Annotated in this window: 6 protein-coding genes and 1 pseudogene; 5 read left to right on the forward strand and 2 right to left on the reverse strand. The window is 38.6% G+C overall.

Translation table 11 applies throughout. The features are described 5' to 3' along the window. Positions 1-150 precede the first annotated feature (150 nt). Entirely contained in the window at positions 151-477 is a 327-nt protein-coding gene (locus AAFX60_008155) for a TusE/DsrC/DsvC family sulfur relay protein (GenBank protein XDF76752.1), read from the forward strand. A 32-nt stretch (positions 478-509) separates the two neighbouring features. Here the strand turns inward: AAFX60_008155 and yccX are convergent. Further along, positions 510-781, reverse strand: a pseudogene (gene yccX, locus AAFX60_008160) (acylphosphatase). A gap of 86 nt (positions 782-867) precedes the next feature. On the opposite strand from yccX, the gene AAFX60_008165 reads away from it, so the two are divergent. The 3 genes from AAFX60_008165 to AAFX60_008175 all read left to right on the forward strand — a co-directional run bounded on the left by AAFX60_008165 (position 868) and on the right by AAFX60_008175 (position 5885). Next, entirely contained in the window at positions 868-2271 is a 1404-nt protein-coding gene (locus AAFX60_008165) for a methyl-accepting chemotaxis protein (protein ID XDF76753.1), read from the forward strand. A 298-nt stretch (positions 2272-2569) separates the two neighbouring features. Next, complete coding sequence (locus AAFX60_008170) at positions 2570-4531, forward strand: methyl-accepting chemotaxis protein (protein ID XDF76754.1); 1962 nt, start codon at positions 2570-2572, stop codon at positions 4529-4531. A 163-nt stretch (positions 4532-4694) separates the two neighbouring features. Next, entirely contained in the window at positions 4695-5885 is a 1191-nt protein-coding gene (locus AAFX60_008175; protein XDF76755.1) for a class I SAM-dependent methyltransferase, read from the forward strand. A gap of 100 nt (positions 5886-5985) precedes the next feature. On the opposite strand, the gene AAFX60_008180 is transcribed toward AAFX60_008175, so the two are convergent. Further along, a complete protein-coding gene (locus tag AAFX60_008180) occupies positions 5986-17913 on the reverse strand; it encodes a retention module-containing protein (protein ID XDF76756.1) in 11928 nt (3975 codons plus the stop codon). Between the two features lie 220 nt (positions 17914-18133). Here AAFX60_008180 and AAFX60_008185 point away from each other — a divergent pair, with 220 nt between their 5' ends. Continuing rightward, a complete protein-coding gene (locus tag AAFX60_008185; GenBank protein ID XDF76757.1) occupies positions 18134-18484 on the forward strand; it encodes a DUF2750 domain-containing protein in 351 nt (116 codons plus the stop codon). Positions 18485-18542 lie beyond the last annotated feature (58 nt).

Raw genomic sequence — 18542 nt, forward strand, 5'->3', positions numbered from 1 at the left:
AATAACTAAAGCAATTCTATCACATTCTTGTCTCTATCGAGCCTTAGTAGACAAAAATCTGTTTTACTTAAATGTAATAATTCTCGATTGCTCGAACTAATACCTATTTGCTAAACTGAATAGATTAATCCCAACCATTAAGACAGTCGTATGGAATTTAACGGTAAGCAAATCGAGCGTGACGCTCAAGGGTATTTAAAAAACCACACAGATTGGTGTGAAGAGTTAGTTCCACTTCTAGCAAAAGAAGAGAATATTGAACTGACCGAAGCTCACTGGGAAGTAGTACGTTTCGTTCGTAACTTTTACGATGAATTTAAAACCTCTCCAGCAGTTCGCATGCTTGTAAAAGCAATGGAAAAAGAGCATGGCCCTGAAAAAGGTAACAGCAAATACCTATTTCAATTATTTAAGTTAGGACCTGCAAAACAAGCGACAAAATTAGCGGGTTTACCGAAACCGGCAAAATGCCTATAACATCGCTTCTTATTGCTTAACTTTGGCAAGAATTAATACATTTTAAAATCGGTTAATTCTTGCCATTGTGTCTCTTCTTTCTCTATTGAATCTACTCTCGCTAATTGCGGCCCAACCTGTAACCATTCAAGAAATTGATTAATTTTATCTTCATTACCACATACTAACACTTCGACAGAACCATCTTCTTGATTACGTGCATAGCCGGTTAAACCAAGTTTTAACGCGTTATGAGCGGTATGAAAACGAAAACCTACACGCTGTACTTTTCCCTTACATTAAATAGATATGATTTTTGTGACATGCTTCACCTATAAGTGTCGATTATAATAAGAATTTCTTAATCATGAGATATTATCCTTCGCTCCTCATCATATATACGGATTTATTATGAAAGAAACGGCATTTCGTTGGATTGACAAATATCTTATTCACCTCAAGATCCAAGAAAAATTTTATTTACTCTTCTTACTTCCAACTTTGGCACTTTTTAGCCTGATGTTTATTATGAACTCAGCCGCTGACAGTATGATGTCTGAAACCTTAGAACATGAAGTTCAATTTATTGCTTCTATGTTAGATCAACAAAATATATCTCGCCAAGATGCAATTACCCTACTGTCTCAATCAGCAGAGTTTACTGTGGGTTCTGGTGAGCATACCGCTTATGTTGCTTCTGGAAACTACAGCATAAATGCAAATTCCGATGTAACCCTATGGTCTACATTATCAAGCCTACAATTATCATTAATCATAGGCATTTTATTGGTAATGGCCATTGGTGTTTATTACATTATGACATTCATCGGTGGTGCAATGTTCACAATGAATAAAGCGTTAGAAACACTTGAGTCTGGTGATCTTACGCAACGTCTAAACTTCTTCCCAGTAAGAGATGAATTTAGCACCATTGCTATGACCATTGATAAATTGGCTGAGCGTGAGCAACAGCTAGTGTTAGCCATGCAGGAATCAGTGGCATTAATCCAACAAATGAGTTCAGAATTAAGCCAAAACAGTTATAAAAGCTCAGATGCTTCTGATAAACAATTAGCTCAACTTGATCTTTTATCTAGCGCAGCAGAAGAGATGGCGACATCTATCCAAGAAGTCGCAAGCTATACACATGAAGCGTCTTCTCAATCAACGGATGCGATGGAATCTGCACGCTTAGGACAATCTCAAGTTGATTCTGCCGTTAGCTCTATTCAAGCTTTAGCACAAGAAATTAATCAAGCGGCAAATGCGGTTCAAGAATTAGATTCAGATGCTGCAAAAATTGATGAAGTGGTGACTACAATCAACGCTATTTCTGAACAAACTAATTTATTAGCGCTTAATGCCGCAATTGAAGCTGCACGAGCTGGTGAGCAAGGTCGTGGATTTGCAGTGGTTGCCGACGAAGTTCGTACATTAGCAAGCCGTACTCAGCAAGCAACGGTTGAGATTCAGACCATGATTGAAGCATTACAAAATAACAGTAAGTCATTATTAACATTAACGTCGAACACGGTGACTAATGCTGAAACTGGTCAAGAATTAATGCATAAAGTTCACAATGATATTTCAAACATTGCAGAGCGTAACGATACGATAGCTCAAAGTAATAATGAAATCGCAACCGCAGCAACTCAACAAGGAGAAGTTGCGGCAAGTATCGCTTCAACCGTTGAAGATGTTCGTACTCAGTCAAATCAAGTTCATCAGATGATCAAAGATTCTGAATCGAATATCGAACAATTGCGAATAAAAGGCCAAGATTTAGAGTTACTATTAAATGGCCTAAAAGCATAGTTAATAAATTTAAGCCATTTATATTTTTTATTTATAGATGGCTTTCATCCCTTCCATTTAAATATATGTGTCAACATTCGTTTGACGCTTATTTACAATAAGTAACATTTTTATCATTAGATATATTTCAAACCGATATTAAATGCGAAATACATCACACTTCCTATCTTTATTTTACTATAAATTCCGCTCTCAGGTGCTTTACAAAAATGCACTTATTTATATAACAAAATAACACTATTTTTGAATATATATCAAATAATGATATTTATTTGCGTATACATTCAGGAGAGCAAACATGAACCACTCCTTTATATTTAAACTATCGCTAAATAAACCTTTACTAGCGTTATTGCTTGCACCAGTTTTCACTTCTCTTATTTTATTCGCTGTCGTTGCGTTTTTAATAGATAACCGTAACAATGAAGTTGAAGATAATATTATTCAAACCGCAGAAAGAGCCGCTCTTGGTTCTGAAATTATGCAACTACGCCACAATTGGCAAGAAATCCGTGTAAAAAATAGAGATACAATGTCTGAAAATGGACAAGCTATGCAAGAGCAACAAAAAGAATTACAAAAGGCATTTGTATCCACAAACACTCATATCAAAGAGAACATTCTGTCATCAAAGGTCTTAAGTGATGCAGGTAAGGCCGATATAGCTAATTTACAAAAAACATTAATTGATTACGAAAAAAGTATTAATACTTCAGTAAAAATATTAACTGAGTTATATGATGCTCAAATCGCCACTCCTATTTTTTGGCAACCAATGGTTGAAGTACTTACTTTTATTGGTCCTATATATAATGGTTCTGCATCAGATTGGGAAAAAGAGCGCATTACTTTTACCACTAACGTAGAGCGTTTTTATGACAGTTTAAGTCGAATGGTTAATGGTAGAGATTTGAGCGAACAAAAAACAGCAGAACAATATCTTACTTCAATTACTTCTTTTTTAAGTCAATATAATAAATACCCTGAGGTTAAATACTTTACTGATAATGTTTTTGGTTCATATTTATCTCTATACCAAGAAAGTATTAATACCTTAAAAGCAAACTCTGAACAGTCTAAACTACGTGTAAAGATGGTTGAAGATATTACTAATGTGATTTCAACTGTAAATGCGCGTCAAGTTGAATTCACGCAAACACTAAATCAACGTTCTTTGAATGCAAGTAAAAATGTAGAAAACACTCAAATTTGGTCATGGTTTGGGGCAGCCGTACTTTCTACTTTTATCGCACTATTACTTGCTCGTAATATTAATAATGTCTTAGCTGCTATTTCAAAAACAATTGCAGCAATGGCTAAACAAAATTTAACGACATTAACTAATTTATCAGGCACAAACGAACTTGCAGTTCTTGCTACAAATTTAGATGCTTCAATTAAAAACATGGCCAATATGGTTGGCTCTGTCAGAGAACAGAGTAATGATGTTGCCTCCTCTTCGACCGAACTTGCGTGTGTAATGACACAAAGCTCAAGTAACGCAGAAGAACAAAGCGCACAGATAGAACAAATTGCAGCTGCAGTGACTGAACTATCAGCCTCTTCAAACTTAGTGGCTGATTCTGCGAAAAATACAGAATTACAAGCAACAGAAGCAGCAACACTGTGTGAATTAGGTCAAGAGATTGCTGAGCAAAATAAAACACGTGCAGATGACTTAACCACTCAATTAAGTGAAACTGCATCTGTTGTTGAAAACTTACGTACTCACTGTGTAAGTATTGAAGAAGTAGCAACAGTTATTAATAATATTTCTGAACAAACTAACTTACTTGCGTTGAATGCGGCGATTGAAGCTGCTCGTGCTGGTGAAATGGGACGCGGTTTTGCGGTTGTTGCCGACGAAGTTCGTAACCTTGCAGGGAAAACACAACAATCAACGGTTCACATTAAGAAGATCATTTCTGAACTGCAATCTTACTCATTAGATGCGACAGAAAAAGTAGACGGCTGTTTAGACACGATTACCTTAACTCGTGAAACATCAATTCAGTCTTACGATCACTTAGCGAATATCAATGCTGCAATTCAGTCTATTTACGGTAGCTCAACTGAAATGGCTTCGGCAGCACTACAACAATCAAATGCGGTTGAAGAAATTACAGGAACAGTTATTGGTATTAAAGAAATCATTAATCAAAACGTAACTGGTATTGAAGAATCAAGTAAAGCGTCAAACTTCTTATCAGAGCTAGCAGAACAACAACGCTCACAACTTGAGCTGTTTAAAATTAAATAAAATCACGACCCTAATCTAGCCATGGAAAGTTTAAAGCTTTCCATGGTTTATTTAATTTTCACCTCTATTCCCCTTTCCTCACTATATAAATCGTTTTATTCATTGCTTTTATGACACGCATCACAGAGAATATCGGCTCACTTTTTATCAACAGAGCATCAATATGACTGTTTCAATTTATTTAGCAAAAGGACGTGATAAAGCATTGCGTCGTCGTCACCCTTGGATCTTCTCTCGCGGTATTGACCGTATCGATGGTAAAGCAGAGCTAGGTGAAACAGTTGAGATTTATGCAAACAACGGCGAATGGCTTGCTCGTGGTGCGTTTTCTCCACAGTCTCAGATCCGTGCTCGTGTTTGGACTTTTAATAAAAACGAAGCGATTGATAAAGATTTCTTTGTTCGTAAATTAAATCAAGCTCAAGCATTACGTGATGTATTAGCTGAGCGTGATGGTTTAACTGGTTATCGTTTAATTGCTGCTGAATCAGATGGCTTACCGGGCATCACGATTGACCGTTACCAAGATTACTTTGTGTGCCAATTACTAAGTGCTGGCGCAGAAGCAACAAAAGAGCTATTAGTTGAAGCATTAGTTGAATGCTACCCAGACTGTAATATTTACGAGCGCTCAGATGTGTCAGTTCGTAAAAAAGAAGGTCTAAAGCAACGTACTGGGGTTCTACATGGTGAAGAGCCACCAGAATCAGTGATTATTGAAGAAAATGGCGTGAAAATTAGCGTTGATATCGTAAATGGCCATAAAACAGGTTTCTATCTTGACCAGCGTGATAGCCGTGAACGCGCTTGTAAATACGTAAAAGATAAATCAGTTCTAAACTGTTTCTCTTATACTGGTGGTTTTGGTTTATACGCTCTAAAAGGCGGCGCAAAACACGTAATTAATGCTGATGTATCTCAACTTGCTTTAGACACCGCGAAATACAATGCTGAAATCAACAAGTTTGATTTATCTAAAGCTGAATTCTTAAATGCAGACGTGTTTAAGTTATTGCGTGAATACCGTGATAACGGTATTAAATTTGATGTTGTTATTATGGACCCACCTAAATTCGCTGAATCTAAAAATCAGCTGACAGGTGCATGCCGTGGCTATAAAGATATTAACATGTTAGCAATGCAAATCCTAAACCCAGGCGGTACGCTATTAACTTACTCTTGTTCTGGTTTAATGGATGCGGGTTTATTCCAAAAAATCGTTGCTGATGCTGCACTAGATGCTCATCGTACGGTTCAGTTTATTGAGCGCTTTGAACAAGCAGCGGATCACCCTCTTGATTCTGCTTACCCTGAGGGTTTCTACCTTAAAGGTTTTGCTTGTCGAGTTGTATAGCACTCACTTTAATTATTAAGCTATTGATAGCCAATTAAAAATCAATAAAAAAGGCGAGCAGGTATTACCTACTCGCCTTTTTATATTCACTTAAACGTTATTAATCCACTTTAAACATATTAAAATCATTATAAAGTGTACTTAGGATATCTTGGTCACTCATAGAGCCCAAATCACTGATACCTAGTGTCGTACTATCAACACCTTTTAGAGTGATATCTGTTTGATTTCCTAATTCATCAGTAACGGATAATACAGTTTGCGAGTTGCTATCATCAATATTCACATTAATGTGTTGCAACATATCATCCATGGTTGAGCTAGCTTGAATTGAATCAGGTAATAACTCAGCTAAATCAAGAATATCCGCTTCATTATTCACTGCGACGCCTTCAACTGCAAAATCTGCAATAGATGTTTGAGCTGGTGAAGCTGAACTACCAGCAATTTCATCTGCGAAATAAAAGATATCATTACCACCACCCCCCGTTAGGATGTCATTTTGACCTGAAGCATATAGCGTATTATTCGCTTCATTACCAAAGGTTTCAGACACAACTAGATGTCCTGAATTTGTAAGTGACGTTAATTTCTCTTCATCAGTCATTGATGCTGTTGATTCTCCAGTTAACTCATCTAGAGTAACACCATCGACAACAATGGTTTGAACCGTGCTCCCTGCTTCATTGATATAAATTTCAGTACTGCCATCAACTTCTGAAATTTGTATTTGAGAAGCAAGCGTAGCCGAATCCCAAACAGTGGTGATATTAGCAATGTCAGTTAAATCAATTCTGTCGCTATTTACGTCAAAATCTTTAATGATATCGCGAGCTAAATCTCCGCCAATCGATGCATTTGTCCATGTGAATGTATCAGCCGTTCCCGCATCAGATAAATCTAGTGGATTACCAAACAGCAATTCATCATTGGTTGTTCCAGTTAAAATATCTGAGCCAGAAACGCCTTGAACCACATTAGGAGCAGCTACGGCAACAGTGATGACCTGTTGAGTAATGCCACCTTTTCCATCTGATGCTTCAACAGTGAAAACATCTGTCGTATCAGTTGCTAATGCCAAGGTACTGTTTTCAGTAAGAACATATGTCCATAACCCTGCTGCATTGATGCTTAACGTACCATAAACACCTGTAGCTGAAGATGATGAGGAGATTTGCCATCCTATCGGATCACTCTCTGCATCGGTTGCATTTAATTGACCAGAAACCGTCTCAACAACGCCCTCTTTGACATCAGCGGTAGTGGTTCCAGTAATAACTGGAGCATCATTCTCACCTGTAATATCAATAGTAATGACTTGCTGTGTTACCTGTCCTGTCGCATCAGTAACATCAATAACTAAAGACTCTTGTGCCCCATCAGCACCAATTGCTTGTGCTAAGCTATCAATTAAATCGTATTCCCATTTACCTGTTGCAGGATCAACAATGAATGTGCCATATAAAGGTGTTGATGTTGTTGAAACAGTATAGCCAATTAATGTACCTTCTGGGTCCAGATATGTAATCGTTCCTTCTGCATGTAGCTCTCCATCTTCAACAACCGTTCCTGTCGTTTCCTGAGTTGCCCCTGCATCAATAATTGGCTGGTCATCATGCCCAGTCACGCTTACCGTAATATCTTGGGTTACTGTTCCACCATTACCATCTGAAACTTCAATTGTAAAAATTTCAGTTGCAACAATATCACCTAAAGCTTGAGCTTTATCGTTATCCAGAAGATAACTCCACTCACCATTAGCATCAACAGTTAGCTCGCCATATAATCCAGTAACATCTCCAGGTGTTGCTGCGGTATTTGGACCTGAAACAACAGTGTAAGTGAAACTGGTATCAGTTAAATCCACATCCGATACATCTAATTGACCACTGGCGGTAGCGGTACCATCTTCTTCAACACTTCCAATAATGATACTTGATGCATCAACCGTAGGATTATCATTCTCACCTGTAATATTGATAGTAATTACTTGTTGTATTGTTCCGCCAGTTTGATCCGTTACTTCAATGGTATAGGTTTCTTGAGCACCAGTAACGCCAATTTCTTGGGCTAAACCATTCAATAGCTCATAAGTCCATACGCCATTTGCATCAACTGTAAACGTACCATAAGGTGAAGAGGGAGAATTAATCACATTATAATTAATCGCATCCCCTTCTGGATCCACATAAGCAACTTGACCTGTTGCTGTTAGTGTTCCATCTTCAACTACCGTACCTTCGGTTACTTGTGGAATGGTCGTATCGATAATAGGGTCATCATCGGTACCTGTGATATTCACGATAACGTCTTGTGTAATTACACCACCATTTCCATCATCAATTTGAATCGTAAACGTTTCTGTAATCGTTTCATCACCAATCTCTTGAGCTTTATCGTTATTTAATACGTAAGTCCACTTCCCGTTAGCATCCACGGTTACAGAACCATAAGCATCTGTAGGTGATGTAGTGACACTGAAATCAAACGTTGTATCATTTAAATCTATATCTGTAATATCTAGCTGCCCTGACTGAGTCTGAGTCCCAATGCCATCTTCTTCTACATCAACAGAAAGAATACTGGTATCCACAACTTCAGGGTCATCGTTAGTACCATTTACTGTAAAGGTAATGTCTTGTGTACTACTTAAACCATGTTCATCTGTCACTTTAACGGTATAGGTTAAATCCAGTGATTCACCAACGCCTAGCTGCTGTATTTCTAACGCTGAGTTATCGATTACTAATTTATAATCACCGTTAGGATCAAAAGTTAAGGTTCCCAAGCTATCGCCACTTAGTACTTCCCAAATATGGGTATCCGCTGTATCAGGATCACCATCATCCCAATTACCTGTTACCTCAAGATTACCATCAGCATTAAGATCGGTATCTTCTGTCACCTCAGAAGGAACAGTCACAACAAGGTCTGGAGCATCATTTTCACCATTAATAGTAATCGTGATGGTCATCTCTGCCGTGTCACCTGCATCATCCGTTGCAATAATAGTGATCGTATCGGTTAACGTTTCACCTTTTGATAAACTGTTAACCGCTGGATCATTTCCATCTACCGTATAAGTCCAACGGCCAGTATTGTTATCTACGCTGACTGAACCATAATTCCCTTGTGCACCAGGGGAGACAACTACATTATCACCAACATCTACATCGGAAGTAACAAAGTTTCCTGACGCTGTACTGCCATCTGCTTCTTCTACAGAAGCTGTATCCATTCCTGATATCTTAGGTATATCATTAGTACCAGTAATATTGATCGTTACTTCTTGAGCTGTTTTCGCACCATGTTCATCGACAGCAAACACTGTAAAAGTTTCTGATACTACTTCACCTTCACGTAAACCTTGAATATGTGCTGCATCGTTATCAAGTTCATATGTCCAAACACCGTTCTCATCGACCGTAAATACACCGTAAGTACCCGTCAATGTTTTGGCATCAAAAGTAACATCATCACCATTAGGATCGGTTACAACTAACGTATTAGAATCCGTTATTTTTTCGTCTTCTTTTAACTCCATGACGATCTGATCATCTTGAGCTATTTCTGGAGGTAAATTTGAACCATCAATAGTTACAGTAATTGTTTCGGTTGACGTTTCACCATGTGAATCTTTTACTGTCACTTGGAACGTATCAGATAACGTTTCTCCAACGCCAAGTAATTTAACTGCATCTAAACTTGTGTCTAATGTATATGTCCATTTCCCATTAACTAACATTAAACGACCATAATCACCTTGATTGTCAGCAACTGACCAAGTGTGTGTATCACCGGTATCTACATCACCATCGTTTAAGTTTCCTGAAATACGTCCATCCGAATCTGTATTCGATATCGTCCCCGTCAATTGTCCTGATATTTCAGGTGCATCGTTAGTACCTGTGACATCAACTTTGAAAATCATTTCAAGAGGATCACCATTTTCATCAACGACGGTTTTACCAAATTTATCAACAACAGTAACACTGAAGGTATCAGTAACTAATTCACCTTCATTCAGTTGTTGAACAGCTAATGAGTCATTATCAAGAACATAAGTCCAATTACCATTGTTATCTAACGTTAAATGGCCGTATGTTCCATCACCAGTAACTAAGTTCCATGTTAATTCTGGTGTTAAACCTGCCACATCATCCAAAACGCCGGTTTGTGTTAATGGGGAACCATCTTCTTTGAATTCAATTTCTTCAACAACAGCAACAGCTGGAGCATCATCGGCCACACCAATAATATTGATATTAATCGTCGAATCTGAACTCACTGCACCTTTATCGTCTTCAACAACAACTCGTACGTATTCTTTTTCGATTTGATCTGGTGTGAGAGCCTGTACGATCTCACTATCGTTATCCAGCTTATACGTCCACTCACCAGTCGATTGGTCTAAGGTCAATTCACCATAGATACCTTGAATAACGATGTTTTCTCCACTCGGGTCTAATGTACCGATCTTGTTTCCATCTGCATCGACCAGATACCACGTATGAGTATCACACGAATCGGGATCCACAACTTCTAATTGCCCCGATACCTCAAGGATATCATCTTCAACTACCTCACCTAATTCTCCTGTAGGTGTATCGGCAACAATCACAGGAGCATCATTAGAACCCGTGATAGTGACGTTAACTAGAATCGTTTCTGTACCACAATCGGTTTGTACTGTAACAGCCCATCGCTCCGTTACTTCTTGGCCTTCACATAACGAATCTACATATGATTTATCATCATCAACATCGTAGACCCAGTTACCATCATTATCGACAGTAAGAGAACCAAATAACCCACCATCAATTGATGATGTTCCATCTACACTAATAATCTCACAACCACTAGGAAGTTCTATCGTGCCTGAACTGCCGCCACCAATAATATTTCCATCACCATCAACACCTTCTTCGATTGAATCGATGTCAATAACTTCATCATATGAGCCGCCACCGCCGCCATCAGGATCTGTGTTACCTTCAACAGTGATAGTTACCTCAAACGGTTCTGAAATACCACCGTGCTTATCTGTTGCTGTGATTTGGAAAACTTCTGTACGTACATCACCAAAGTTAAGCGCATTAGTGTCCGGGTCGGTATTGTCTAACAAGTAAGTCCATTGACCATTTTCATCAATAGTGAAAATACCATAAACACCACTTCCGTTAATAACTTGCCAGCTAACGACTTCATCACCTAAATCAATATCATCAGCAACAACATTGCCTGTTACTTTTGTAAATTGACCATTAAATGTCTCACCTGGTGGTAAGAAGTCTTGTGCGTCTTCAATAACCGTTGCGGCATTATCACCAGAGACAACAGGTCGATCATTTGTACCCGTGATAGTGAAATCTATTTGTTCGTTAGTAAAACCACCATTAGAATCATGAACAACCGCGGTGAAGGTCTCTGAGATCATTTCACCTTCATTTAACGATTGTATCGCAGCTGAATCTTTATTGATTTCATAACGCCATGAGCCATCAGCTTCTAAGTAAAATGTTCCATAGTTACCAACATAGGTTCTCACTTCAAATGTTGTCGTATCTCCCGCATCAACATCCGTTGCTATCAATTGACCTGTGACAACATCAAGAGATACATCTTCAATATATTCCCCTGTAGTTCCGCCGGTAATTTCTGGAAGATCATTCGTACCTTCAATTGTAATAGTGATGTCTTTTTGTACTGATTCACCTTGAGAGTCTGTTACGATAACAGTAAAGACTTCTGTCAAAGTATCCGATGGACCAAGAGCTTGAACCGCAGCTAAAGAGTTCATTAGGGAATAAGTCCAACGCCCATTTGCATTCATAGTTAAGGCACCGTATTGACCCACACCATCAACTAAATTCCATGCATGAATATCACCTACATCTGGGTCTCCACTCTTCAACTGACCTTCTACAACGGTTGTCGTATCCTCAACTACCGTACCAGTTAACGCTCCTGACATTGTTGGCGCATCGTTTGTACCTTCAATGGTGATCTCTATTTCTTTTTCTGAAACTTCACCAAATGAATCGGTCACTTTAACCGTTATAGTATCAACAAGCTCTGCGCCTTCTTTTAGTCCATTAACGGTGCTATTGCTGTTATCTAAGGTATATGTCCAGTGGCCATTTTGATCTAACGTAAATTGACCATATTGACCGGTAGAGCCGACAATTTCCCACGTTAATGTATCTTGAGTATCTAAATCACCTGAATTTAAATCGCCATCAATCACATTTACAGCAGCGTCTTCTTTTATCTCTCCCGTTGTATCACCAATAATGCCCGGAGCACTGTTCGTACCAGCAATATCAATAACCACTTCAATTTGATTTGTTCCCCCATTTCCATCATCAACTTCAACAACAAATTTATCCTGAACAATTTGTCCTGAAGAAATTCCAATAGTTGCAGGGCGAGAGTTATCAAGCTGGTAAGTCCAAATACCCGTATTAGGGTCAACGACTAAACTACCATATACACCATCAGGCGTAACTACAGACCATGTATGCGTATCTAAATGATCTATATCGACTGCAGCTAACTCACCTGTTGCTGTGTCTTTCCCTGGGGTTCCCTCAATAGTACTACCTGTTGTAGCACCACTGATTGATGGTTGATCATTATCACCAACGATATCAATAACAATTTCTTTCGATGTTGATGCTCCGAAACTATCCGTTACTGTTACGGTAAAAACATCTTGAACTTCTTCACCTTCAGATAAACTTTGAACCGATGCTTTATCATTATCTAAGTTGTAAACCCAACGACCATCAGCAGTTAGTGTTAATGTTCCGTATGAGCCAGTTTTAGAATCAAGCGTCCATGTATAAGTATCGCCAATATCTTTATCATCAGGCTCAAGTTTACCGTTAACCATAGTGATTGCTGAATCTTCTTCTACAATTCCTGTTAGATCACCAGACAACTCTGGAACATCATTGGTTCCTTTTACTTTGACGACAACTTCGATTGTATCGATAGCCCCATATTGGTCTTCAACTTGAATAATAAATTTTTCTTTTTCCGTTTGTCCTTCTAATAACCCTTGGGTTAATGGTGAGGAATTATCTATGGTATATGTCCACTTCCCATTCTCATCAAGAGATATTGAACCATATAGTCCTTGAGGATCAGTCAATAAAGTCCAAGTATGTGTATCAGTTAGATCGACATCACCATCAGTTAGTTGACCTGAAACTGATGCTTTATCATCTTCAATAATAGTTTGAGATGTTTTACCACCAATGATTGGAACATCATTAGTACCTAAAATCTCAACCGTAATAACAATTGCATTTTGTCCACCATTTCCATCATCGACTGCAATAGTGAATGTTTCAAATTCTTGCTGGTTTTCAGCTAAAGCCTGGGTATCAGGGTTTGATGGATCTAAGGCATAAACCCAATTACCATTCGCATCAATGGTCATCGTGCCATATTTTCCGACACCACCACCATCTACAAGCCAAGTATGTGTATCCGTAAAATCAACATCTACAGCAGTTAACGCACCTGTTGCGGTAGGAATAATGTCTTCTACTGCAGTACCTGTAGTTCTACCCGTAATTTCAGGTCTATCATTAGTACCAACAATGGTCACTTCGACAGTATGTTGCGCATAACCATTATTTCCATCACCTACAACAACAACAAAACTTTCAACTACTGTTTCATCTTTTGCCAATAACTGTGCTTCATCATTTTTGAGAACAAAAGTCCATTCACCTGTAGCTGCATCAATGGAAAAGTGACCTAATTTCGATTCATTAGCACCAATAACAAACCAATTATGTGTATCGGATAAATCTACATCTTCAACGCTCAGCGTGTCTGATATACTTTGAACTCCATCTTCAGTAACAGTACCTGTATCATTGCTATCAACAATACTTGGTAAATCATTAGTACCTTCAAGAGAAATAACGATTTCTTTTTGCTCTGTTCCACCTTGACCATCATCAACAGTAACAACAAATCGGTCTTCCCCTGACTCTCCTTCTGCCAGTTGCTGTGTTACATCCAACGAATTATCAATGGTGTATGTCCATTTACCATTCGCATCAACAACAATCGAACCATATTTACCCGTCGCAGGTTCAACACTCCAAGTGTGAGTATCTGTTAAATCAACATCGTCGACAATCAATTGCCCTTCAGTTGTTTCAATAGAATCTTCTTTTACTGAACCTAATGTTTGTCCTGATAATTCTGGTTTATCGTTAGTACCATTAATGGTAATTTCAACCGTTTCAGTAATGACACCACCAGCACCATCACTTAGCTCTACGGTATAGTATTCTTTGATAGGGTCATCACCAGCACCAAGCGATTGAGCGGCATCATTGTCCAATGTGTATAGCCAAACACCTGTTGAAGCATCAAGAGTAAATTTACCGTAAGTCCCCGTATCTGAACCAACAATATTCCAGTTAAATGAACTAGTAGCATCTTCATCTGTTGCAGTTAACGTACCTGTTGTTGTTAGCGTGGTATCCTCAGTTACTTCTCCAACCGTATCTCCGCCAATAATAGGTACACCGTTCGTACCAACGACAGTAATAATGATTTCTATCGTATCAGTACCACCTTGACCATCATCAACAGTAACGGTGAATTTATCTTCAACACTTTCACCTTCTGTAAGTGCTTGTGTGGCTGGTAGCGAATTATCAATACTATAGGTCCAAAGCCCTGTTGCAGGGTCAATAACAATGGATCCATAAGTTCCTGCGTTATTATCGACACTCCAAGCATGAACATCGATTAAATCCACATCATCAACCGTCAGTTGCCCTTCAGCTTCAGATTGCGTTGCCGTGTCTTCCTTTACTAAGCCAGTTGACTGACCCGAAACAATCGGATCATCATTAGTACCGGTAATTTCTATCGAAATAGTTTCGGTTGTAACACCGCCTTGCCCATCATCAACTTGAACTTGATATTCAACCGTATAACTTTCACCATTAGCTAATGCTTGCACTTGAGCTGCGGTATTATTTAAGGTGTATTCCCATTTACCAGAGCCATCAGGATTTGTGCTCACAGTAATAGAACCATACGGATCGTTATTTGAAGAGAGAAGCGTCCACGTATGAGAATCTAAAGTATCTACATCATCAACAAACAGATCACCACTTGTTGTTAGCGTTGTTTCTTCTGTCACTGCGCCAGCGATAACTGAAGTATCTGTGATTTCTGGAAGGTCATTCGTACCGGTAACTTCGACAGTTACCGTGTGTGTCACTGTGCCGCCATTACCATCATCAACTACAATCTCAAAGGTTTCCGTCTTCACTTCACCATTTGAAATCGCTTGAGTATCTGTAAGTGTATTATCTAAAACGTAGGTCCATTTACCCGTTGAATCTACCGTTAATGAACCATAAACACCGGCACCATCGGTTACTGACCACGTTGCGGTATCATTAACATCTGCATCAATTGCTTCTAACTGCCCACTGGCTTCTGCTACGGTATCTTCAACAACGGCACCGGTATCGGTACCGCTGATAACTGGACCATCATTTGAGCCAGTAACGGTAATGGTCACTTCTTGAGAGTCAATGCCACCATGGTTATCTTCAACTTGAACTACATAGGTAATATCTAAGGTTTCACCCACCCCAAGAGCAATCACGCTCGCTGAATTGGTGTTTAGGTTAAATGTCCATTTGCCATTCGCATCAACGCTGAAAGTACCTAAATCATCATTACTATTAGCTTCAACTGTCCATGTGTGAGTATCAAGTGCATCGACATCTTCAAGAATTAAATCACCTGTTGCACTTTCTGTTGTACGGTGCTCAACTGCACCAGAGGTCACAGATGTGTCCGTGATTTCTGGAAGGTCATTCGTACCGGTAACTTCAACAGTTACCGTGTGTGTCACTGTGCCGCCATTACCATCATCAACTACAATCTCAAAGGTTTCCGTCTTCACTTCACCATTTGAAATCGCTTGAGTATCTGTAAGTGTATTATCTAAAACGTAGGTCCATTTACCCGTTGAATCTACCGTTAATGAACCATAAACACCGGCACCATCGGTTACTGACCACGTTGCGGTATCATTAACATCTGCATCAGTTGCTTCTAACTGCCCACTGGCTTCTGCTACGGTATCTTCAACAACGGCACCGGTATCGGTACCGCTGATAACTGGACCATCATTTGAGCCAGTAACGGTAATGGTCACTTCTTGAGAGTCAATGCCACCATGGTTATCTTCAACCTGAACTACATAGGTAATATCTAAGGTTTCACCCACCCCAAGAGCAATCACGCTCGCTGAATTGGTGTTTAGGTTAAATGTCCATTTGCCATTCGCATCAACGCTGAAAGTACCTAAATCATCATTACTATTAGCTTCAACTGTCCATGTATGAGTATCAAGTGCATCGACATCTTCAAGAATTAAATCGCCTGTTGCACTTTCTGTTGTACGGTGCTCAACTGCACCTGTGGTCACAGATGTGTCCGTGATTTCTGGAAGATCATTCGTACCAGTAACTTCGACAGTTACCGTGTGTGTCACTGTGCCGCCATTACCATCATCAGCAACAACTTCAAAAGTCTCAGTTTGAACTTCTCCATTAGACAATGCTTGAGTCGCAAGCAAATTATTATCAACGCTATAAACCCACTTTCCTGATGCATCAATAGTTAATGAACCAAACATGCCTAGGCTTGGATCCGTTACAGACCATGTAATTGAATCACCTGCATCAGCATCAACTGCTATCAATTGACCTTCAGCTGAATCAATTAAGTCCTCAACAACCCGGCCAGAATTAGTACCACTGATCACAGGTTCATCATTAGTACCATTGATCGTGATAACAATTTCTTGTTGATCCGTTCCACCATTTCCATCATCAACTTCAATAGTAAATGTTTCAGTTACAACATCACCTTGACCAAGAGCTTGTGTTGCATCACGAGAATTATCTAACGTATATTCCCAGACCCCATTATTAATAGTAAGAACACCATAAACGCCACTCCCACCTTCTAAAATGGTCCAAGTATGCGTATCATTTGCATCAATATCTTCTACCGTTAAAACTTCACTTACTGTTGGATTAGGGTCACCTACATCTCCTTCAGTTAACTCTGCTGTAGATATACCTGAAATAATTGGATCATCATTAGTACCAACAATAATAACGGTAACTTCCTGAACCGAGCTTAATCCACTGCTAGAAGTTACAGTAACCTCAAAAACGTCGGTTTTTATTTGGCCATTAGATAAAGACTGAACAGATAAAGCGTCATTGTCTAAAATGTACTCCCACTCACCTGTCACAGAGTTTATAGACAAAGTACCAAATTCACTGACTGTATTTCCAGTAATAGCCCACGTATAGACTTCATTATTAGATGCATTCGATACAATAAGCTGACCGCTAGCCTCAGTGTCAACATCTTCAACAGTAAAACCAGGAGTATGAGGGGCTACATCAGGATCGGTAGGTAAATTAGGGATATCTTCAGAGTTTCTTTCTGAGATAAGCATATCAATAAACTTATCTTTATCATTCGAGAAAGCATTAGAAGTACTGAAGTCAGTCTCAGCTATTTTTGAGTAATAGCGGTAGTCAATTGTGATAAAACCATTGTTTGCAGAAGTACCATTTTCACCAGCAGCTGTAGCCTCAAGAATTTCAGTAGGATCTTCTCCATCGAGAATGGCATCTTGGATTGCTGCAATATCAACATCATCCGTTGGTTTATTAGGATCTAATTCAATATCACCTTCAACATTTTTTACTTGTAATGGATCTTCTGGTTTTGTTTCATCAAGGCAACTTATACAGTTTTTATCGATAGTTACTAACTTTCCGTTAATCTGAACAACAACCTTTGCATCATAGCCAGTAAATAAAACGTCATCCGCACTAATAGACTGACCAACATTTATCTTTGTTGGTTCGCCAGATTTATTCAAAGTGTATGCATCACCTTCTATCGTTTTAACTTCTACTTTTGAAGGTATTAGTGTCTCTTTCATGTAACCACCTAAAATCCATTTAACCGCATCAACAAATTAATTTTCACTTCAGTCTTTTAATCATAGGACAAAATGATTATCACCCCAAACCTCGATAGTTAATTTGTTGTTATAAAATTATTAACTGATAGTTTTATAACATAAAATCATATAAATTTAAGTATCAATATTCTCATATTCCTTTATTATTCTTTATGTTTATCCTAAAAGAGACATTGTCATGAGCAAATTAACGTCAGATACTCAAGCAAACTTAGAACTTTTCATTTCAGAGACAAAAGAAACACAATTAGTGTGGAGTCTTTATAATGAAGACGGTTGGATTTCAGTAGAGTCAACAGAATTTGAAAACTCTGAAGTAATGCCATTCTGGTCTAATAAAGAAGATGCTGCTTTTCACAACGTTGAAGAATGGGCTGAGTTTGAAGTAACAGAAATCCCACTAGATATTTTTGTTGAAGATTGGTTAATCACTCTTTCTGAAGATGATGTTTTAGTTGGTACTAACTGGAACCAACAGCTAGAAGGTAAAGAAGTAGAAGCAAGTGATTTAGCTAAGCTTTACTTGTAAGATTTATTTTGTCTTTATGATAAAAACGAAGGTGGTCAATTATGACCACCTTTTTTGT

This window comes from Aliivibrio fischeri (assembly GCA_038993745.2).
Taxonomy (GTDB): Bacteria; Pseudomonadota; Gammaproteobacteria; order Enterobacterales; family Vibrionaceae; genus Aliivibrio; species Aliivibrio fischeri_B.

Excerpts from the sequence above, each read along its gene's own strand:
- AAFX60_008155 (XDF76752.1), top strand. The coding sequence starts at position 151 with ATGGAATTTAACGGTAAGCAAATCGAGCGTGACGCTCAAGGGTATTTA.
- AAFX60_008165 (XDF76753.1), top strand. The coding sequence starts at position 868 with ATGAAAGAAACGGCATTTCGTTGGATTGACAAATATCTTATTCACCTC.
- AAFX60_008170 (XDF76754.1), top strand. The coding sequence starts at position 2,570 with ATGAACCACTCCTTTATATTTAAACTATCGCTAAATAAACCTTTACTA.
- AAFX60_008175 (XDF76755.1), top strand. The coding sequence starts at position 4,695 with ATGACTGTTTCAATTTATTTAGCAAAAGGACGTGATAAAGCATTGCGT.
- AAFX60_008180 (XDF76756.1), bottom strand. The coding sequence starts at position 17,913 with ATGAAAGAGACACTAATACCTTCAAAAGTAGAAGTTAAAACGATAGAA.
- AAFX60_008185 (XDF76757.1), top strand. The coding sequence starts at position 18,134 with ATGAGCAAATTAACGTCAGATACTCAAGCAAACTTAGAACTTTTCATT.